16 protein-coding genes are annotated in these 19585 nt (G+C 65.3%); 13 read left to right on the plus strand and 3 right to left on the minus strand.

Annotated elements, in window-relative coordinates:
* Positions 1-124: 124 nt before the first annotated feature.
* Entirely contained in the window at positions 125-961 is an 837-nt protein-coding gene (locus ACFOOR_RS10680) for a uracil-DNA glycosylase (protein WP_343164355.1), read from the minus strand.
* 111 nt (positions 962-1072) lie between these two features.
* On the opposite strand from ACFOOR_RS10680, the gene ACFOOR_RS10685 reads away from it, so the two are divergent.
* The 4 genes from ACFOOR_RS10685 to ACFOOR_RS10700 are packed head-to-tail and all read left to right on the plus strand — an operon-like array spanning position 1073 to position 6381.
* Positions 1073-2743 carry an electron transfer flavoprotein-ubiquinone oxidoreductase gene (locus ACFOOR_RS10685; protein WP_343164356.1) on the plus strand — a complete coding sequence of 557 codons (1671 nt, stop codon included), beginning with the start codon at positions 1073-1075 and terminating at the stop codon, positions 2741-2743.
* Positions 2744-2789: 46 nt separating this feature from the next.
* On the plus strand, positions 2790-4511 hold the full coding sequence (locus ACFOOR_RS10690; RefSeq protein ID WP_343164357.1) for a tetratricopeptide repeat protein: 1722 nt from the start codon (positions 2790-2792) through the stop codon (positions 4509-4511).
* The gene (locus ACFOOR_RS10695; RefSeq protein WP_343164358.1) at positions 4508-5380 is read left to right on the plus strand and encodes a 4-(cytidine 5'-diphospho)-2-C-methyl-D-erythritol kinase; all 873 of its coding nucleotides are present in this window, start codon (positions 4508-4510) and stop codon (positions 5378-5380) included. Before ACFOOR_RS10690 ends, ACFOOR_RS10695 begins: the two co-directional genes overlap by 4 nt.
* Entirely contained in the window at positions 5377-6381 is a 1005-nt protein-coding gene (locus ACFOOR_RS10700) for a glycosyltransferase family 4 protein (RefSeq protein WP_343164359.1), read from the plus strand. Before ACFOOR_RS10695 ends, ACFOOR_RS10700 begins: the two co-directional genes overlap by 4 nt.
* Before the next feature lie 7 nt (positions 6382-6388).
* Here the strand turns inward: ACFOOR_RS10700 and ACFOOR_RS10705 are convergent, their stop codons facing one another.
* Positions 6389-7414, minus strand: coding sequence for a polyprenyl synthetase family protein (locus tag ACFOOR_RS10705; RefSeq protein ID WP_343164360.1), 1026 nt, complete (start codon positions 7412-7414; stop codon positions 6389-6391).
* Between the two features lie 138 nt (positions 7415-7552).
* Between ACFOOR_RS10705 and ACFOOR_RS10710 the strand changes: the two genes are divergently transcribed.
* The 9 genes from ACFOOR_RS10710 to ACFOOR_RS10750 all read left to right on the plus strand — a co-directional run bounded on the left by ACFOOR_RS10710 (position 7553) and on the right by ACFOOR_RS10750 (position 18538).
* Entirely contained in the window at positions 7553-7783 is a 231-nt protein-coding gene (locus tag ACFOOR_RS10710) for a putative signal transducing protein (protein WP_343164361.1), read from the plus strand.
* Positions 7780-8520 (plus strand): tRNA1(Val) (adenine(37)-N6)-methyltransferase, encoded by a 741-nt coding sequence (locus tag ACFOOR_RS10715; RefSeq protein ID WP_343164362.1) that lies wholly within the window; start codon positions 7780-7782, stop codon positions 8518-8520. The genes ACFOOR_RS10710 and ACFOOR_RS10715 overlap by 4 nt, the downstream gene beginning before the upstream one ends.
* 128 nt (positions 8521-8648) lie before the next feature.
* Positions 8649-8807, plus strand: a complete 159-nt coding sequence (locus tag ACFOOR_RS10720) for a hypothetical protein (protein WP_343164363.1) — start codon at positions 8649-8651, stop codon at positions 8805-8807.
* Positions 8808-8877: 70 nt separating this feature from the next.
* The gene (locus ACFOOR_RS10725; protein WP_343164364.1) at positions 8878-9759 is read left to right on the plus strand and encodes a glycine--tRNA ligase subunit alpha; all 882 of its coding nucleotides are present in this window, start codon (positions 8878-8880) and stop codon (positions 9757-9759) included.
* Between the two features lie 139 nt (positions 9760-9898).
* Positions 9899-10492: a glutathione S-transferase family protein gene (locus ACFOOR_RS10730; protein ID WP_343164365.1), complete on the plus strand. Its 594-nt coding sequence runs from the start codon at positions 9899-9901 to the stop codon at positions 10490-10492.
* A gap of 14 nt (positions 10493-10506) precedes the next feature.
* Complete coding sequence (glyS, locus tag ACFOOR_RS10735) at positions 10507-12897, plus strand: glycine--tRNA ligase subunit beta (protein ID WP_343164366.1); 2391 nt, start codon at positions 10507-10509, stop codon at positions 12895-12897.
* A 406-nt stretch (positions 12898-13303) separates the two neighbouring features.
* Positions 13304-15976, plus strand: coding sequence for a pyruvate, phosphate dikinase (gene ppdK / locus ACFOOR_RS10740; RefSeq protein WP_343164367.1), 2673 nt, complete (start codon positions 13304-13306; stop codon positions 15974-15976).
* Positions 15977-16168: 192 nt separating this feature from the next.
* A complete protein-coding gene (locus ACFOOR_RS10745; RefSeq protein WP_343164368.1) occupies positions 16169-16927 on the plus strand; it encodes a cell wall hydrolase in 759 nt (252 codons plus the stop codon).
* A 132-nt stretch (positions 16928-17059) separates the two neighbouring features.
* Positions 17060-18538 (plus strand): hypothetical protein, encoded by a 1479-nt coding sequence (locus ACFOOR_RS10750; RefSeq protein WP_343164369.1) that lies wholly within the window; start codon positions 17060-17062, stop codon positions 18536-18538.
* Here ACFOOR_RS10750 and ACFOOR_RS10755 read toward each other — a convergent pair.
* Positions 18535-19545, minus strand: coding sequence for an alpha/beta hydrolase (locus tag ACFOOR_RS10755; protein ID WP_343164370.1), 1011 nt, complete (start codon positions 19543-19545; stop codon positions 18535-18537). The two genes, ACFOOR_RS10750 and ACFOOR_RS10755, sit on opposite strands and share 4 nt — an antisense overlap.
* Between the last annotated feature and the right edge of the window lie 40 nt (positions 19546-19585).

Below are 19585 nucleotides of genomic sequence, written 5' to 3' on the forward strand. Positions count from 1 at the left end.
CCGCGAAAGCGGGAATCCGAAACCGGGTGCAAGCTTCAGGTCCCCATTTTCATGGGGACCCCATGAACTTTGTCATGCTTGAGGTGCCTGCTGCGCTGAATTCAGGCCTTCGCCGGAATGACGCCTAACCCGTTTCCTCCAGCCGCTTTTGCAGCATGAGGAGGTCGCGCCAGGCGAGCTTCTTTTCCTGCGGGCGGCGGAGGAGATAGGCGGGGTGAAAGATCGGCAGGGCGGGGATGTGTTCGCCGGGTTCGAACTTTTGGTCCTTGAGGCTGTATTCGGCCCATCGGCCGCGCAGCCGCATGATGCCCGCCGAGGCGCGCAAGAGGGCCTGCGCCGAGACGCCGCCGACGCAGACGACGAGTTTCGGCTTCACCAGTGCGATATGCCGCTCGATGAAGGGCAGGGCGAGGGCGATCTCTTCCGTTGTGGGATTGCGGTTTCCCGGCGGACGCCAGTTGAGGATGTTCGAGATGTAGACATCTCTCTCCCGATCAAGGCCGATCGACGCAAACATGCGGTCGAGCAACTGGCCGGACTTGCCCACGAAAGGTTCGCCCTGTTCGTCCTCGTCCTTGCCGGGCGCCTCGCCGACGATCATCAGACCGCTGCCGGGATTGCCGCGGGCGAAGACCGTGTTGCGTGCGGTGCGCTTCAGCGGGCTGCCGTCGAAGCTCTCGATGGCGGACTTCAGTTCGGCGACCGTCCTGGCCTTCGCGGCGACCTTGCGCGCCTCGGCCTCGTCGGCGGCCTTCTCGCCAAAGCCGGCGGCACGGGCGGCGGCGGCCGTTGCAGGTGCCGCCTGCATGGCGGGTGGAGGCGAACGCTTCGCGGCCGGTTCCGGCACTCGCGGGCGCGGCTTCGGAGCGCTCACCGGCATATCCGGCTCGATACCCATATCGGCCCACCAGGCGGTGAGGCTTTTCAGGGCGGTTTCGCGCGGATCGGCGGCGGGCGGCATGGTCACAAGTCCGGATTGGTCGCTTGAGGCCTTGCGGCCTAGATGAAGGCGGAAAGCTAAGCTAAGACGGGCCAACGGCAAACCGTGCCATCACTGAAGAGGGAGAGCGACATGGCCGACACCGGCGTTGAACGCGAGTCGATGGAATATGACGTCGTCATCGTCGGCGCGGGACCGGCCGGCCTTTCCGCCGCCATCCGCCTGAAACAGCAGGCGGAAGCGGAAGGCCAGGAGATCAATGTCGCGGTCATCGAGAAGGGCGGCGAGGTCGGGGCGCACATCCTGTCGGGTGTGATCATGGACCCGAAGGCGATGAACGAGCTCTTCCCTGACTGGAAGGAGCGCGGCGCGCCGCTCGAGACTGCGGTCACCGACGACCGCTTCTACTATCTCAATGACAAGGGCGGTTTCCGCTTCCCGAACTTCATGTTCCCGCCGCTGATGAGCAATCACGGCTGCTATGCCGGCTCGCTTGGGAATATCTGCAAATGGCTGGCCGAGCAGGCCGAGGCGATGGGCGTTGAAATCTATCCGGGCTTCCCGGCGGCGGATCTCGTCATCGAGGACGATGTCGTGAAAGGCGTCGTGACCGGCGATTTCGGCGTGGCGCGCGATGGCGGCCAGAAGGACGGTTACCAGCCGGGCATGGAATTGCGCGGCAAGTACACGTTGATCGCGGAGGGCGCGCGCGGATCGCTCGCCAAGGTGCTGCTCGAGAAATACGGACTCAACACCGACAGCGAACCGCAGAAATACGGGATCGGCCTGAAGGAGCTGTGGCAGGTGAAGCCGGAGCATTTCAAGCCGGGCCTAGTTCAGCACACGATGGGCTGGCCGCTCGACAACAAGACCGGCGGCGGCAGCTTCCTCTACCACTGGGGCGACCATTTCGTGTCCGTCGGCTTCGTGGTGCACCTCAACTACAAGAATCCGTGGATTGCGCCGTTCGAGGAGTTCCAGCGCTTCAAGACGCACCCCGATATCCGCGGAACCTTCGAAGGCGCGGAGCGCGTTTCCTACGGCGCGCGCGCGATCACCGAGGGCGGTTATCAGTCGGTGCCGAAGCTCGCCTTCCCGGGCGGTGCGCTGATCGGCTGCTCGGCCGGTTTCGTGAACGTGCCGCGCATCAAGGGCAGCCACAACGCGATGAAGACCGGCATGATGGCCGCCGAAGCCGCCTTCGCGGCGATCAAGGCCGGCCGTCAGGGCGACACGCTTACGGCTTATGAAGAGGCGTACGAGACTTCATGGGTTGCGAAGGATCTGAAAAAGGTTCGCAACGCCAAGCCGCTGTGGTCGAAATTCGGCACCTTCATCGGCGTGATGATGGGCGGGTTCGACATGTGGACGAACACGCTGTTCGGCTTTTCCGTCTTCGGCACGATGAAGCATGGCGGCACTGACGCCGCCGCCCTCGAACCGGCCGACCAGCACCAGAAGATCACCTATCCGAAGCCCGATGGCGTGCTGACCTTCGACAAGCTGTCCTCGGTCTTCCTGTCCAACACCAATCACGAGGAGGACCAGCCGGTTCATCTCAAGGTGAAGGATATGGAGTTGCAGAAAGCGAGCGAGCTTGAAGTCTATGGCGGGCCGTCGGCGCGCTATTGCCCGGCCGGTGTCTATGAATGGGTGAAGGACGAAACCTCCGGCGAGGAGCGTTTCGTGATCAACGCGCAGAACTGCGTCCACTGCAAGACGTGTGACATCAAGGACCCGAACCAGAACATCAACTGGACGACGCCGGAAGGTGGCGGCGGGCCGATCTACGTCAACATGTGAGGAGGGCGGCTTGCCGCCCGGTTCCGGGCGGCGCAGCATGATGCCCATGACACTTCGTTTCCTGACCGCTCTGACCGGTGCCGCAAGCGTGCTGGCCGCCTGTGCGACCACCGGCGACCATGCCGAATCCGACAATCCGGCCGAAGAAACCCAGTCGGCCTATGGCGCCTTCCTGGCGGCCCGCTTTGCCGGGACCTCGCAGGATCTCGGCATCGCGTCTGACTATTTCGCCGCGGCGCTCGAGCATGAGCCCGGCAGCGTCTTTCTCGCCGACCGGACCTTCCTCGCCGCCACGATCGCGGGCGACATGCAGCGATCCGCGGATGCGGCGCGGCTGGCCGTTTCCGGAGCGGACGAAAGCGGCCTGGCCCGATTGCATCTTGCCGCCGAAGCGATCCGGGCCGGACGCGGAGCCGAGGCGGAGAGCTGGCTGGCGGACGGCAATTACGGTCCGTTCAACCAATTGCTTGCCGATATGCTGAGGGGCTGGGCACTGGCCTCGACCGGCGACTTCGATGGTGCGCTCGCCAGCGCCGACACGATGAATGCGCCGGGCTTCTCCGCCCCCTTCGTGACCATGCACGAGGCATTGCTGCTGGATCGCGCCGGGCGGAACGAGGACGCGGAAGCGGCCTATCGGGACGCGATGGCGGGCGCGAGCTACCGCCGTGTCACGGTGGAGCTCTACGGCGCGTTTCTCGAACGTCAGGGCCGCCGCGGCGAGGCCGAGGCGCTCTATGTCGCCTCGCTGGCCGAAGCGCCGGGCGATCCGGGTATCGAAGCCGATCTCGAACGCGTCCGCTCGGGGGGCCGCGCGCCGCGTTCCCTGAGCCTGTCGCAAATGGCGTCGCGGGCCATTCTGGGGCCGTCGGCCGCCGTGGCCGCGCAGGCCGACATGGAAATCTCCATCCTTTATCTGCGCCTCGCGCAGCGGCTCGACCCGGATTATGCGCCGACCCTGATCCTGATGGGCGGCTCGCTCGACCGCATGGGGTTCAGCGAGGCGGCGCTCGATGCGTTCGACGCCGTGCCGCGCGGCCCGTTCTGGATGAGTTCCCGGATCGAGCGGCTCTGGCTTCAGGCCCGCTCCGGCGATCCCGACGGGGCCCGCGCGGACGTGCGTCGTCTGGCCGAAGAGACCGGCAATCTCGAAGCGCTGACCCTGCTGGCCGACCTGTCGCGCGCCAATGGCGAACTGGAAACGGCCGCCACGCTCTATGAAGAGATCGCCGCGCGCTACGAAGCCCAGGGCGATGCGCCTGACTGGCGTTACTACTTCTTCCGCGCGGCCGTGCTGGATCAGCTCGGGCGCTGGGATGAAGCCGAGGCCCTTTTCCTGCGCGCGCTCGAGATCAGTCCGAACGAGCCGGATGTGCTCAATCATCTCGGCTATGTCTGGGTGACGCAGGGGCGCAATATCGAGGAGGCGTTCTCGATGATCCGCACCGCGGCGGCACAGGAGCCGGACGCGGGCTATATCGTCGACAGCCTGGGTTGGGCGCACTATGTGCGCGGCGAATATCAGGAGGCCGTTCGGCATCTGGAACGCGCGGTCGAACTCGACCCGGCCAGCCCGACCATCAATTTCCATCTCGGTGATGCCTATTGGCAGGTCGGACGCGGTGTCGAAGCGCGCTACCAGTGGCAGCGAGCGCTCGAACTCGATCCCGACCCGGACGAGATCGAAGCGCTGAATGACAGGCTTGCGACCGGTATCGTGCCGGATCTGCCGGAAACCGCGATGGCGGAGGGGCAAGAGGCCCCGTGATCCGGGAATTCGCGGCGGCGAAGATCAATCTGACGCTCCGGGTCGGACCGGTCCGGCCGGACGGATACCACCCCGTCGACAGCCTTGTCGCGTTCGCCGACTGGGGTGACCGTTTGAGTTTCGAACCTGCCGAAACCCTGTCGCTCGACATGACGGGCGAAGGGGCGGACATCCTCCGCGCGGAAGACGGAAACCTGATCCTCAAGGCCGCCGAAATCCTCGCGGGGGCAGCCGGGATCGTGGAACCGGGCGCACGCATCCGGCTGGAGAAATCCATTCCGCTGGGCTCGGGCCTCGGCGGCGGATCGGCGGATGCGGCCGCGACATTGCGCGGTCTCAACCGCCTTTGGGGAATGGACTGGCCGGACGACATGCTGGCCGGACTCGCCGCCGAGATCGGGTCCGATGTTCCGGCCTGCGTCCTCTCCCGGCCCTTGCGCATGCGGGGCAGGGGCGAAATTGTCGAACTGCTGGAACACTGGCCTGCGCTGAATGCGCTATTGGTCAATCCGCGCGTGAGCGTGCCGACGGGCCGGATCTTTGCGCTTTACGACACCGATCCTCAGCGCATCGGAGTGATGCAAAACCCTGTCTGCTTGGCGAGTGGCCCAGCGGTCGCGGTCATCGCGTCCGGCCGGAACGATCTTCAGCCCCACGCGGCCGGCGCGGTCGGCCTTGTCGCTGACGTTCTGGCAGCGCTCGGGGAATTGCCCGGTGCGCATCCGGTCCGTATGACCGGGTCGGGTTCCACCTGTTTCGCCCTGTTCGAGTCCCAGGCCGCGGCGGTTGAAGCCGGACGTCAGCTCGCCGCCGGTCATGCCGGATGGCTGATCCAGCCCGCGACTCTGGGTGGAACGGAGACCGCATGACCGCTTACGCCTTCATCCTTCCGTTCGGATTCGCGATCTCTTTCGCGATGGCCTGGCTGGTCCGGCATGCCGGCATTCTCGACCATCCCAATAACCGGTCGAGCCACTCCAGTCCGACTCCGCGCAGCGGCGGCCTGGCGATCATCGCCTCGGTGGCCGCGTGCGCGATCGGGTGGACGGTCCTGACCGGGGCACCACCGGGCGTTGGTGTGGCTCTGTCCGCGATGGCGGCAGCGGGATTGCTCGGCTTCATCGACGACCTGATTTCGTCCGGGCCGGCGGAGAAATTCCTGGCGCTGATGGCGATTTCGCTGGCCGCCGCATTCGCGGCCGGTCCGGTCCTGGCACTCGATTTCGGCTTCGCCACCCTCGCTCTGCCGTTCGCCATCGGCCTTGCCGGAACCGCGCTCTGGGTCTTTACCGCCATCAATGTTGTCAATTTCGCCGACGGATCGAACGGGCTGGTGGCCGGATCAATGGCGATGGCGGGGCTGGGCCTGACGCTCGTTTCCGGCGAGCCTGCCGGGCTGTTTCTGAGTGGGGCACTGCTCGGCTTTCTGCCATGGAACGCGCCCAGAGCGCGGCTCTTCCTCGGCGATGTCGGAGCGCTGGCGATCGGCGGATGGTTTGCCGTAGCGGGGCTGAATGCCGTAACCGGACCGGAGGGAATCAGCGTGCTTCTGGTTCCGCTTTTGATGCTGCCTCTGCTCGTCGATATCCTGCTGACCCTGCTGGCGCGCGTGCGGGCCGGGTTCAGCATCACCCAGCCGCACCGCAGCCATGGCTACCAGATCCTCGTTCGGATGGGGGTGCCGCACTGGCGGGTGGCGCTGATCTATGGCGCGGTGACAGGCGGGTGCGCGATCCTGGCGCTGGTCGCCCATGCGCAGGGCGGTGTGTGGCCCATCGTGTCGCTGCTTCTGATGAGCCTGGTCCTCGGAGTTGCGCACACGCGCATCCGCTCCGGGGCGAAGGTCAAGGGTCTCGATCTGGGGGAATGATCCCGCGTTAGTGCGCGCGTTCGACGACGAAGTCGGCGAGATCGGTCAGTGCGGTCTTCCAGACATTGTCGGGGAAGCCGGAAAGCGCCTCGCGGGCATTGGCCGCATGCGTGCGGGCGGCTTCGAGCGTGGCCTGCAGCGCGCCATGCTTCGTGATCAGGTCCAGCGCGTGTTCGAAGTCGGCGTCCTTCTGGTCCTTGTCCGCAATGACGCGGGTCCAGAAGGCGCGTTCCTCGTCATTGGCCGCCGCGATCGCGATGGTGACGGGCAGGGTGACCTTGCCCTCGCGGAAATCGTCGCCGGTCTTCTTGCCGAGCGTGGCGGACAGGCCGCCATAGTCCAGCATGTCGTCGACCAGCTGGAAGGCGAGGCCGATTTCCCGGCCATAGCGGTCGAGCGCGGCGATCTCGTCTTCGGTGCGGTTCGCGACGATGCCTGAGACTTCAGCAGCCGCGGCGAACAGGGCCGCAGTCTTGGCCTCGATGATGGCGCGATAGGAGGCTTCGGAGACGTTCACATCGCCGGTCGCGGCAAGCTGGCGCACTTCGCCCTCGGCGATAACGCTGGCGGCGCGCGACAGCGAGTGCAGGGCGGGAAGCGATTCGGCGTCGACCATCAGCATGAAGGCGCGCGCGAACAGGAAGTCACCGACCAGCACGCTGGGCGCATTGCCCCAGACGATGTTGGCGGACTTGCGGCCACGTCTGAGGTCGCTTTCGTCGACCACATCGTCATGCAGCAGGGTGGCGGTGTGGATGAATTCGACGGCGGCGGCGAGTTTCAGCTGGGCGTCGCCCTGGTAATCCAGCATGCGCGCGGTCGCGAGTGTGATCAGCGGGCGGATGCGCTTGCCACCGGCCTCGACCAGATAGCGGGCGAGTTTCGGAATCAGCGGAACCGGGCTGCCCATGCGGTCGAGGATGAGCGCATCAACGCGCCGCATGTCGGCGGTCGCCATGTCGGCGAGCCGTTCGGCCGCGTTCAATTCGGCGGTGGGCGCCTTGCCCGCTTTCACGCTGGTGTCCAAGCTCATTCCCCTGCGGCGCCCCGCGGTTTCGTGCCAGACAATAGGAATGGCCCCGTCCGGCGGCAAGCGGCGCATGCGGCGCGTTTTCGTCGCATGCGCGTGCGAGTGAAATACAGTACGCAGCCGAGGAAGAAAGGTTCGCGCATGATCGAAGTGCACAGAACGAATGACCCGGTCGAGATGTCCTTCGCACAGGCGGTGCTGAAGGAGGCCGGAATTGCGGGCTTCGTGACGGACGACCAGACGTCGAGCCTTTATGGCGGCAGTCTGAAACAGCTGCGCCCGCGCCTGCTGGTCGCCGACGACGATGCTGACGAGGCGAGGCAGCTGCTGGAGGAGGCGTTTGCCGAAATCGCGAAGGGCGATCGGGAGTGAGCGAAGACCGCTTTCTCGACAGCCGCATTACAGTCACCCAGCCCGATGACGGCTTCCGGGCCGGGATCGACGCCGTGCTGCTGGCGGCGGCCTTGTTGGCGAAGCCGGGCGAACGGCTTGTCGAGCCAGGCTGCGGGGCCGGAACGGCGAGCCTGTGCGCAGCGTCGCGGCTGACGGGCTGCCACTTTGCCGGTTTCGACATCGACCCGGACATGATCGCTCTGGCGCAGGGCAATGCCGCGGCGAACGGCCTGGCGGACCGGGTGGGTTTCTCGGCTGGCGATGTCGCCGATCCGGCAGGCTGGGGACCGGCCGACCAGGTCTTCTTCAACCCGCCCTTCTTCGACGATCCGAAGTCGATGCGCGCGCCCAGGGCCGGGAAGACGCGCGCCTATCTGACCGGCGAGACGGTGCTGGCGGACTGGATTGCGGCGGCGCGCAAGACGCTGAAGCCGCGCGGTCGGCTGACCGTCATCCACCGGGCAGACCGGCTCGGCGATCTGCTCTTCCTGCTGAATGCCCGCTGGGGCGATGTCGTGGTGAAGCCGGTGCATCCGCGTGCGGACGCGCCGGCGAAGCGGGTGATCGTTGCCGCGACCCGCGACGCCAAAGGCCCGCTCGTCCTTCTGCCGCCTCTGGTGCTGCATGACGGTGAAGGCGGGCAGTATTCCGCAGAGGCGGATGCGATATTGAGGGGACGGGCGGGGCTTCAACTCTGGAAAGACCCCTCACCCTAACCCTCTCCCTGCAGGGAGAGGGAATCAGGTTCGGCGTTTCTTCCCCTCTCCCTCGAGGGAGAGGGTGGCCCGAAGGGCCGGGTGAGGGGGAAGTTGGAAATTGATGCTGCGCGCGCTAATCCACTGCCATGCTCGGGATCACGCTGCTCCTCATCGTTCTGGCCGCCTTCCTGTGGGGCGTGTTCCGCACGCCCGTGCGGCGGCGGAGGAACCAGGCGGCAGAGGCCGCCCGGCGTGCCGTCGAGAGCCGCTTTTCGCCGCAGGACAAAGAGGATTCCTCTGCTTGATCGGGACGGGCTTCCTGCCTAGGGTCCGCGCGCCTTCGCGCCGGGCTTGCCCGGCGGTGTTTCTTCAAGCATGACCGGACCCATGGCCGCGCCCTCCTTCCAGGACCTCATCCTCACCCTGCAACGCTATTGGGGCGAGCAGGGCTGTGCGATTCTCCAGCCCTATGACGTCGAGGTCGGGGCCGGCACGCTGCACCCTGCGACGACGCTGCGCTCGCTCGGTTCCAAGCCGTGGCGCGCGGCCTACGTCCAGCCCTCGCGGCGGCCCTCGGACGGACGCTATGGCGAGAACCCCAACCGGCTGCAGCACTATTACCAGTTCCAGGTCCTCCTGAAGCCGTCACCGGCCAATCTGCAGGACCTCTATCTCGGTTCGCTCGACGCCATCGGAATCGACCGCGACCTGCACGATGTGCGCTTCGCCGAGGACGACTGGGAAAACCCGACCGTCGGGGCCTGGGGCCTCGGCTGGGAGGTGTGGTGCGACGGGATGGAAGTCAGCCAGTTCACCTATTTCCAGCAGGTCGGCGGGCTCGATGTCGAACTCGTCTCCGGCGAGTTGACCTACGGGCTCGAACGCCTCGCCATGTATGTGCAGGGCGTGGAGAACGTCTACGACCTCGACTTCAACGGGAAGGGCCTGAAATACGGCGACGTTTTCCAGGAGGCCGAACGGCAGTATTCGGCGTTCAATTTCGAGCATGCCGATGTCGACATGCTGATGCGCTGGTTCGCCGACGCCGAAACGCAGTGCAAGGCGCTGCTGGCGCTCGACCCGCCGCTGCCGCTGCCGGCCTATGACTACTGTCTCAAGGCCTCGCACCTGTTCAACCTGGTCGATGCGCGCGGCGCGATCTCGGTGGCCGAACGCGCCAGCTGGATTGCGCGGGTGCGCGAGCTGGCGAAGGGCTGCGCCGAGGCGTGGGTCGGGCTTGAGAAGGGGGCGGCGTGATGAATTTTTTCCACTCTGCTGAACTGCCCCCCACCCCAACCCTCCCCCGTGGGGGGAGGGAGGAATACGCCAGCGCCACTCCCTCCCCTGGAGGGGAGGGCCGGGGTGGGGTGAAATTCAATCCGATGGAGGCGTCCGCATGAGTGTACAGCTTTACCACAACCCGCAATCGCGGGCGGCGATGATCCACTGGCTGCTCGAGGAGCTCGGCATCGATTACGCGCTGAAGCGTGTCGAATACGAGGACGGCTCGATGCGGACGCCGGAATTCCTGGCGATCAATCCGATGGGCAAGATCCCGGCGCTGGTCGATGGCGACACCATCGTCACCGAGTCCACGGCGATCGCGATCTATCTGTGCGACAAGTACAAGACGCCGAACGATCTCGCGCCGGGCATCAATGATCCCCGCCGCGGCGATTATCTGCGCTGGGTCTGCTTCCAGGCCGGCGCGATCGACCCGGCGATGATGCAGGCCAATACCAAGGTGAGCATCGACCGGCGCATGGCGGGCTGGGGCGATGTCGACCTGGTCGTCGATGTGCTGGAACAGCGCCTGTCCAAGGCCAACCCCTATCTTCTCGGCGACTGGTTCACCGCCGCCGACCTGCTCGTTGGCGGTTCGCTCGGCTGGGCGACGCAGTTCGGCCTGTTCCCCGCCAAGCCGGCGATCAAGGCCTATGTCGAGCGTGTCCAGTCGCGCCCCGCCTTCCAGAAAGTCTTTGCCGGTTAGGATCTGACGCACTCGTGGCCCAGCTGCTTCTCGAATTCTTCTCAGAGGAAATTCCGGCGCGCATGCAGGCGCGGGCGGAAGCCGATCTCGAACGCCTGCTGTCGGCTGCGCTGAAGGAGGCCGGCCTCGGCTGGGAGAGCTTCGAGACCTTCTCCGGTCCGCGCCGGCTTGGCTGCGTGATCGAGGGGCTACCGCTCGAGACTGAAGCCGTGCGCGAGGAGCGCAAGGGCCCGCGCACCGACGCGCCGGAACAGGCGCTGCAGGGCTTCATGCGCGGGGCGGGTGTCGCCAGCCTCGACCAGTGCGAGGTGCGCGAGGACAAGAAGGGCAGCTTCTACGTCGCGATCATCGAGACGCCGGGGCGCAAGACGGCGGACGTCATCGCTGCCGCCATTCCGCAGATCGCCAAGGACTTCCCCTGGCCGAAATCGATGAAGTTCGGCGAGGGCGAGAAGACGCAGCGCTGGGTCCGCCCGCTGCAACGTGTCCTCTGCCTTCTCGACGGGGATGTCGTGCCGTTCGCCGTGTTCGGCATCGCCACGGGCAATGAGACCGAAGGCCACCGCCGGATGGGCCGCGGTCCGTTCACGGTCAAGGATTTCGCCGACTACGAAAAGACGCTGCGCGAAAAGGGACGGGTGGTCCTCAAACGCGCCGACCGCATGGCAATCATCGCCGAACAGGCGGCCAAGGTCTGCGCCGATGCGGGCCTCGAACTCGTCGAGGACGAGGGGCTGCTGAATGAAGTCGCGGGTCTCGCGGAATGGCCGATCGCCATTCTGGGGCAGATGGACCCCGACTTCCTCGACCTGCCGCCGGAAGTCATCCAGCTGACGATGAAGACGCACCAGAAGTATTTCGCGGTGGCGCGGGCCGACGGCTCGCTCGCTCCGAATTTCGTCGTCGTCGCCAACCAGGACGCGCCCGATGGCGGCAAGGCCATCGCGGCGGGCAATGCCCGCGTGCTGTCCGCGCGCCTCAGTGATGCCCGCCACTTCTGGGACAAGGATATCGCCCGGGGCCTCGAGGACATGGCGACCGACCTGTCCAAGGTCACCTTCCACGAGAAGCTGGGGACGGTCGCCGACAAGGTGGAACGCGTCGCCGCGCTGGCCCGCGAACTCGCGCCGTCGGTCGGCGCGGACCCGGATCTGGCAGAGCGCGCCGCGCGCCTCGCCAAGGCCGATCTGGTCAGCCAGATGGTCTATGAATTCCCCGAACTGCAGGGGGTGATGGGCCGGTATTATGTGCTGGAGGCTGCCCGGTCTCACCCCACCCCAACCCTCCCCTCAAGGGGAGGGAGTGAGGTTGGCGCTTCCAGCGCTTCTCCCTCCCCCTCGGGGGAGGGAAGGGGTGGGGGGCTTTCCAGCCTCACCGAAGACGAGGCCCGCCAAATCGCCGATGCGATCCGCGATCACTACAAGCCGCAAGGGCCGTCCGACGCCGTGCCGGACGCGCCGGTCAGCGCCGCGGTCGCGCTCGCCGACAAGCTCGACACGCTGGTGGGCTTCTGGGCGATCGACGAAAAGCCGACCGGATCGAAGGACCCATTTGCGCTGCGGCGCGCGGCGCTGGGTGTGATCCGGGTCGTGCTCGCCGGTCATTTCAGAGTGTCGACGGAACGATTGCTGAAGTTTGCCTACCTACAAATTCTTCGAAAGGTGCTCGACAACCCGTTCTTCCTTTTTGGTGCCGATCCAGACAACCTTGAAGAGCTATTCGTGGAAGTTGGGCCTGATCGTTGGGATTACGACTTCTCTAACGAGATTGAACCGCACCACGACATCTATGAGTGGGTCCATTATTCTGAAGATGAACGTGAGCTTGTTCGGAGTCACCCGTCGCAAAACGCAATTGCGGAAGCGCTTCTCGCCTTCTTCGCCGACCGGCTGAAGGTCCATCTGAAGGACGAGGGCGTGCGCCATGACGTGATCGATGCCGTGTTTGCCCTCGGCGATGACGATCTCGTCCGCGTCACCAATCGTGCCCGCGCGCTGCAGGCCTTCCTCGACAGCGAGGACGGGGCGGCGCTGCTCGCCGGCTATCGCCGCGCGGCGAACATATTGAAAGCGGAAGAGAAGAAGGATGCGGGCGGTTTCGCCGCCGATCTCGGCGACGGTGCGCTCGAAACCGCCTATCTGAACGGTGATCTCCAGGCCGAGGAATCCGCGCTGATCGCGGCGCTGGAGACCGCCTCGAACGATGTGAAAGCGGCTGTCGAAACGGAAGATTTCGAGGGCGCGATGCGCTCGCTCGCCGTGCTTCGCGGGCCCGTCGATGCCTTCTTTGACAAGGTCACGGTCAATGCCGATAACGCCATGTTGCGGCGCAACAGACTCCGTCTGCTGGCGCGCATCAGGTCGGACGCGCATGTCGTGGCCGATCTGGGAAGAATTGAAGGCTGACTTTCATGGGTTTCCCGCGATCCCCGCCTTTGCGGGGACAGGCCTTGGGAACCCGAAACGGGGTGCAAGCTTCAGGTCCCCATTTTCATGGGGACCCCAGGATGCTCACTGAAGCAGAACCTGGGGCAGACAAGAGATTTTCCCTCCCCTTGAGGGGAGGGCCAGGGTGGGGTGAGACACCTTCGAATTCCCCCCACCCCGACCCTCCCCCGATGGGGGAGGGAGAGGGAATTCAACCGCCCACCAAACCGGGCGGAAACACTCCCGCCGGGGTTCCCGCGATCCCCGCCTTTGCGGGGACAGGCCTTGGGAATCCGAGGCCGGATTCGAAATTCAGGTCCCCATTTTCATGGGGACCCCATGATTGATCCCATCCGTCCGGACGGGATCGAGAAGGAAGAAGAGCATGAGCGGCACCAAGTGGGTCTATGCGTTCGGCGGGGGTGACAGCGAGGGCGAGGCCTCGATGCGCGAACTCCTGGGGGGCAAGGGCGCGAACCTGGCCGAGATGGCCAAGCTGGGCCTGCCCGTGCCGCCGGGCTTCACGATCACGACGTCTGCCTGCAACGCCTATTACGATGGCGGCAAGCAATGGCCGGGCGGACTGAACGAACAGGTCGAGACCGCGCTGGCAAAGCTCGAAGGTGTGACCGGCAAGGCGTTCGGCGATCCGAAGAATCCGCTGCTGGTCTCGGTGCGCTCCGGCGCGCGCGCCTCGATGCCGGGCATGATGGATACGGTGCTCAATCTGGGCCTCAATGACGAGACCGCGGAAGGCCTGGCGCAGCTCTCCGGCGACCGCCGCTTCGCCTATGACAGCTATCGCCGCTTCATCCAGATGTATTCCGACGTCGTGCTCGACCTCGATCATTCGATGTTCGAGGAGATCCTGGAGACGTTCAAGGAAGAGAACGACTTCACACTCGATACCGAGCTATCGGCCGAGGACTGGGAAGAAATCGTCCGCGATTACAAGGCCGCCGCCGCCAAGGCGCTCGGCCGCGAATTTCCGTCCGATCCGCGCGAACAGCTGTGGGGCGCGATCGGTGCGGTCTTCGCCAGCTGGATGAATGACCGGGCCAGGACCTATCGCCGCCTGCACGACATTCCGGCGAGCTGGGGCACGGCGGTGAATGTCCAGGCGATGGTGTTCGGAAACATGGGCGAGACGAGCGCCACCGGCGTCGCCTTCACCCGCGACCCGTCGACCGGCGAGAACGCCTTCTATGGCGAATTCCTGGTCAATGCGCAGGGCGAGGACGTCGTCGCCGGCATCCGCACGCCGCAATGCCTGACCCAGGAGATGCGCGAGAAGATGGGCGACAAGGCCCCCTCCATGCAGGAGGCGATGCCGGACAGCTATAATGAACTGGCCGAGGTCTTCTCCAGGCTGGAGCGCCATTACCGCGACATGCAGGACATCGAGTTCACGGTCGAGCGCGGCCGGCTCTGGATGCTGCAGACCCGCAACGGCAAGCGCACCGCCAAGGCGGCGCTGAAGATCGCCGTCGACATGGCGAAGGAAGGCCTGATTTCCGAAGAAGAAGCCATCCTGCGCGTCGATCCGGCGCAGCTGGATCAGCTGCTGCACCCGATGATTGACGACAGCGCCACGCGCGACGTGCTGGCCACCGGCCTGCCGGCTTCGCCGGGCGCCGCGGCGGGCGTCGTCGTGTTCGACAGCGACGAAGCCGAGACGATGGCCGGGCATGGCGAGAAGGTCATTCTGGTGCGCATCGAGACCAGTCCGGAAGACATTCACGGCATGCATGCCGCACAGGGCATCGTCACCGCGCGCGGCGGCATGACCAGCCACGCCGCCGTCGTGGCGCGCGGCATGGGACGGCCCTGCGTGTCCGGCGCGGGTTCGATCAAGATCAGCTATGCCGACAAGTCCTTCACCGTCGGCGGCCGCACCGTGCGGCAGGGCGATTTCATCACCATCGACGGCGCCACCGGCGAAGTGCTGATGGGCGCGGTGCCGATGATCAAGCCGGAGCTGACCGGCGATTTCGCGGCGCTGATGGTGTGGGCTGACAAGGCAAGGCGCATGAAGGTGCGCACGAATGCCGAAACCCCCGCCGACGTCCAGACGGCGAAGGAATTCGGCGCGGAAGGCATCGGCCTGTGCCGCACCGAGCACATGTTCTTCGATGCCGACCGTATCGCGGCGGTGCGCGAGATGATCCTGTCGGAAGACCGGGCGGGACGTGTCGCGGCACTGGCGAAAATCCTGCCGATGCAGCGCCAGGACTTCGAAGAGATTTTCACCATCATGGAAGAGCGGCCCTGCACGATCCGGCTGCTCGACCCGCCGCTGCATGAATTCCTGCCGCACACCGAGGAAGACGTCGATGCGGTGTCGAAAGCGACCGGCCTGTCGGCCAGAGCGCTGATGGAACGCGCCGCGGGCTTGAGCGAGACCAATCCGATGCTCGGCCATCGCGGCTGCCGCCTCGGGATCACCTACCCGGAAATCTACGAAATGCAGGCGCGCGCCATTTTCGAGGCGCAGGTCAATGTTCAGAAGAAGACCGGCGTGCGCCCCGTCGCCGAGGTGATGATCCCGCTGGTCGCGATGGCCAAGGAATTGTCTATCCTGAAGGCCCGCATCGAAGGCGTGGCCAAGGCGGTCGAAAAGGAAAGCGGCACCGCGCCGGTCTATGTGATCGGCACGATGATCGAATTGCCGCGCGCCGCGCTGCGCGCCGACGAGATCGCGGCCGAGGCGGAATTCTTCTCCTTCGGCACCAATGATCTCACCCAGACGACGTTCGGCCTGTCGCGCGACGACGCCGGCAAATTCCTCGGCGACTACATCGAGGCCGGGATTTTCGAGAAGGACCCCTTCGTCACGCTGGATCAGTCCGGCGTCGGCGATCTGGTTCGCATTGCGGCGGAGCGCGGCCGTTCGGCTCGCCCGGGTCTGAAGCTGGGGATTTGCGGCGAACATGGCGGCGATCCGGCCTCGATCGCCTTCTGCGATTCGGTCGGGCTCGACTATGTGTCCTGCTCGCCTTACCGGGTGCCGATCGCGCGTCTTGCCGCAGCGCAATCAGCGCTCAAGAACAGTCGATAAAGTCTTGAATCGACTTGCGCTTGATTGTCTCGGCTTGCCAATTGCAAGGCAGTTACCCATATGCGGGCAACAGTCCCGCTTGACCATGCATTGAGGGTCATTTAGACGGGCCCGCTAATTTCATCATCTGTTCAGCGTCTCGTGGTAAATGCCAGAGTAAGGTTGAACGGTGATTCGACGGGACGGAGTTACATGACCGCCACGCCGATTTTGAAAGACCGGCCGCGACTGATCGCGGGCCTGAAGACCCTTGCGGTCTCGGTACTCGCCGCGAGCCTCGCGGCGATGTTCCCGCTCGCCGGCGTCCGTATCCAGCAGCAGGAAGATGCCGCCCACTGGCAGAACCTCGCCTCGCGCTATCTCGAAGCCGAGGATGCGCTCGACTGGTCCGCGCCGAGTTCGCTTCGGCTCGCGGCCCTGCGTGTGGATTCGAATGCGGAAACCGGTGTCGCGCGCGTCGCGTCGCGCCCGCTGGCCGAGCTGCGCACCTTCGACCGCACCCATATCGAACGCGCCCGGCTCGAGGCCGAACAACTCGATTGCCTCGCGACCGCTGTCTACTACGAAGCGCGCGGTGAAGGCTTCGCCGGCCAGGTTGCCGTTGCCGAAGTGGTGATGAACCGGGTGGCGCATTCGGCCTATCCCGACACGGTTTGCGGCGTGGTCTATGAAGGTTCGACGCGTGCATCGGGCTGCCAGTTCAGCTTCACCTGCGACGGTTCGATCAACCGCAGCCCGCGCGGCCGTCCCTGGCGCCGGGCCCAGCTCGTTGCCGAGCACGTCATGCTCGGTTTCGCGCCGCCTGTGACGCGCAATGCCACGCACTACCACACGGTCGCGATCGATCCGCACTGGTCGAGCTCGCTGGTGCGCACCCGCACGATCGGCGAGCATATCTTCTACCGCTTCCCGAGCCGCCGCGAACGGGCCGAGATGGAGCGCGATCTCTAAAGGCCGCGCACCTGAATAACGAACACGAACGCCGCCGGTTCCCCCGGCGGCGTTTTCTTTTGCCGTCAGGAATAATTTCTCGTCAGGCGCGAAATGCGTTAACCTTTTCCAACATTGTCCGGGGAGGTTGCCATGCGCGCACTGTTTATCATGGCGTCGGTACTCTTGGTTTGTGGATGTGAGGAACTGTTTTCCGACCGTCCCGAAACAGCCGGGACGGGACCAAGCGGCCCTGCCGTCTTTACGGAACCGGTGACGCAAACGGTCGTGTTCAGCGATCTTGCGCCCGGGCGAGACATGGGTTTCCGGCTCGACAGCGAGATCACCTTCGGACAGCGCCAAGCCTATCAGGTGGTGATCACGATCCCCGCCGGATACGCCTTCAACGGTTTCACGGCTCTGGGTCCCGCGGGCACCCGGATCGGGGCCTATGGCTTCGAATTCAATCCCGGTTCGCCCGGCCCTGATCGGCTGTTCCCGGTCTATTCGATCGACGCCGACAGTGCCTGGGTCGATACCAATCTCGACGGCAATACGAATCCGCTGAAGCCGACGATCGAGTATTCGCAGGACGGCAGCCAGAACCATATCCTGACGATCACGCTGCCGCGCGGCGGCGACGGGCTGACCGGGACGCAGACGGCCGGGTTCAGTTCCGACGTGATGGCCTTCCTGCGGACCGGCATCTTCTCCAACCCGGCCACGGGCGGTGCAGTGCCGATCACGGTGACGCTGACTTCGGTCGACCCCGACACCGGCGACGCGACCGACAATGCCGGCAGCCCGCCGGAGACGTTCACGGTCAACGACAACGTCACGATCACCCAGACACAGCTCTCTGCGGCCGTGCTGCCCACCAGCCGTTCGGTGACGTTCGAAACCCAGGCGACAGCCTTCGCGACCATCGTCAATGGCGGACAGGCGACGGCCGAGAATTGCGCGATTTCACTCCTGAACGTGATCAAGGGCGGTTTCGGCTATCAGACCACCGACCCGAACACGAATGCCCTGACCGGCACGCCGAACACGCCGGTCGACATCCCTGCGGGGCAAAGCCAGAGCTTCGTGATCTCGTTCACGCCGGTGCAGGAATTCTATCAAAGCCCGATTCCGTTCACGACCGAGCCGCTGGAACTCGCATTCCGCTGCTCGACCGGCCAGGCGGCGCAGATCGCCGGAGTGAACCAGCTCGTGATGTCGTCCGGCACGACGGCGACCGCCGACGTGATCGCGATTGCCGCGACCACGACGAATGATGGCATTCTCTTCCTCGGCGGAACCGAAGGGCGCGGCGCGATCGGTACGGCAGCGGTGAATATCGGCGCCAGCGAGCCGCTGACGCTACGGAGCGTGGCGTCGGATGTAACCGTCAGCCTTTGCGAAACCACGGGCAATGCGAACGGCGCCTGTCTCTCCGCTCCGGCGGCGACGCTGGATTTCACGCACGATCAGAACACGGTCCGTACCTTCACCGTGCTGGTGCGGGGCAGCGGTCAGGCGATCGCCAACGATCCGGCGCGAAACCGGATCCGGCTGGAATTCGTCGATGCGGGCGGAACGGTGCGTGGATCAACCTCGGTTGCGGTGACGACGGCGAACGCGCCGACCTAGCGGGTCAGCGCCTTTGCCAGAAAGGGCAGGACTTCGTCGAGCCGATAGTCGATCGATGAATGGTTGTCGGGAAATTCCCGATATTCGTGCTCGATCCCGATGGCGGTCAGGCGTTTCGTCATGATGCGCGCGCCGTAGAGCAGGTTGTACTGGTCGACATCGCCGCACTCGATCCACAGCGCCTTGAGCTTCTTCAGCCCCTCGCCGTGCTGATCGAGCATCTCGATCGGGTCCCACTTCATCCAGTTGGCCCAGCGCTTCTCGATGCGTTCGCACGTGTCCATCGTCACGGGCAGGCGGATGCCGAGATATTCGTCCGGAGCGGGGTCATAGGTCGCGGCCATGGCGAGGATCATCAGAACATGAATGTCGTCGCCGGATGGCTTCGGGTTGGATTCCAGCTTGTCGAGGAAGGACTTGATCGACCCGTCATGCTTGGCCAACGCGCGCAGCGTGGCGGCGAAATCGGTCGCGAACATCAGTTCGAACCCCATATCGCCGGACATGCAGGCCGCGCCCGACCAGAAGTCGGGGTGGAGCAGGGCATGGACCATGGCGCCATAGCCGCCGGACGATTTGCCGAACACGCCGCGCCGGCCCGCGCCGCCGCAGCCGAACTCGGCTTCGATGGCCGGGACGGCTTCGGTCAGCAGGAAATCGTCCCAATTCCCCATCGCGGACGAGTTGATGTACTGGTTGCCGCCCAACCGCGTGAAACAGTCCGGGAAGGCCACGACGACAGGCGGCATGGCGCCCGACCCTATCAGCCGGTCGAGGCGTTCGGGCGCATTCTCGCCGAAGCTTTTCCAGTTGGTGTGGGCCGGACCGCCGCCGGTGAAACCGACGAGGTCCACGAGCAGCGGCAGGCCCGCGCCGTCAGACCCGTGCGGGATATAGACGTCGATACGCCGCCGCGTCGGGTCTCCGAGCACATTGTTGGCGACGGCCTGGCTGTCGACCCGGATCGTCTCCACCCGGCCTTCGGGATGGTCGTGGCGCTTTCTCATCTCGCTCTCCTCGCGTGTTCGCGGGGGAGGTTAGCGGGGT

Origin of the sequence: Hyphobacterium vulgare (assembly GCF_042643335.1) — a bacterium.
Lineage (GTDB): Bacteria > Pseudomonadota > Alphaproteobacteria > Caulobacterales > Maricaulaceae > Hyphobacterium > Hyphobacterium vulgare.

Coding starts and splice junctions, on each gene's coding strand:
- ACFOOR_RS10690 (WP_343164357.1), top strand. CDS start 2,790: ATGACACTTCGTTTCCTGACCGCTCTGACCGGTGCCGCAAGCGTGCTG.
- ACFOOR_RS10745 (WP_343164368.1), top strand. CDS start 16,169: ATGACCGCCACGCCGATTTTGAAAGACCGGCCGCGACTGATCGCGGGC.
- ppdK (WP_343164367.1), top strand. CDS start 13,304: ATGAGCGGCACCAAGTGGGTCTATGCGTTCGGCGGGGGTGACAGCGAG.
- ACFOOR_RS10685 (WP_343164356.1), top strand. CDS start 1,073: ATGGCCGACACCGGCGTTGAACGCGAGTCGATGGAATATGACGTCGTC.
- ACFOOR_RS10700 (WP_343164359.1), top strand. CDS start 5,377: ATGACCGCTTACGCCTTCATCCTTCCGTTCGGATTCGCGATCTCTTTC.
- ACFOOR_RS10730 (WP_343164365.1), top strand. CDS start 9,899: ATGAGTGTACAGCTTTACCACAACCCGCAATCGCGGGCGGCGATGATC.
- ACFOOR_RS10710 (WP_343164361.1), top strand. CDS start 7,553: ATGATCGAAGTGCACAGAACGAATGACCCGGTCGAGATGTCCTTCGCA.
- ACFOOR_RS10720 (WP_343164363.1), top strand. CDS start 8,649: ATGCTCGGGATCACGCTGCTCCTCATCGTTCTGGCCGCCTTCCTGTGG.
- ACFOOR_RS10750 (WP_343164369.1), top strand. CDS start 17,060: ATGCGCGCACTGTTTATCATGGCGTCGGTACTCTTGGTTTGTGGATGT.
- ACFOOR_RS10725 (WP_343164364.1), top strand. CDS start 8,878: ATGACCGGACCCATGGCCGCGCCCTCCTTCCAGGACCTCATCCTCACC.
- ACFOOR_RS10755 (WP_343164370.1), bottom strand. CDS start 19,545: ATGAGAAAGCGCCACGACCATCCCGAAGGCCGGGTGGAGACGATCCGG.
- ACFOOR_RS10680 (WP_343164355.1), bottom strand. CDS start 961: ATGCCGCCCGCCGCCGATCCGCGCGAAACCGCCCTGAAAAGCCTCACC.
- ACFOOR_RS10705 (WP_343164360.1), bottom strand. CDS start 7,414: ATGAGCTTGGACACCAGCGTGAAAGCGGGCAAGGCGCCCACCGCCGAA.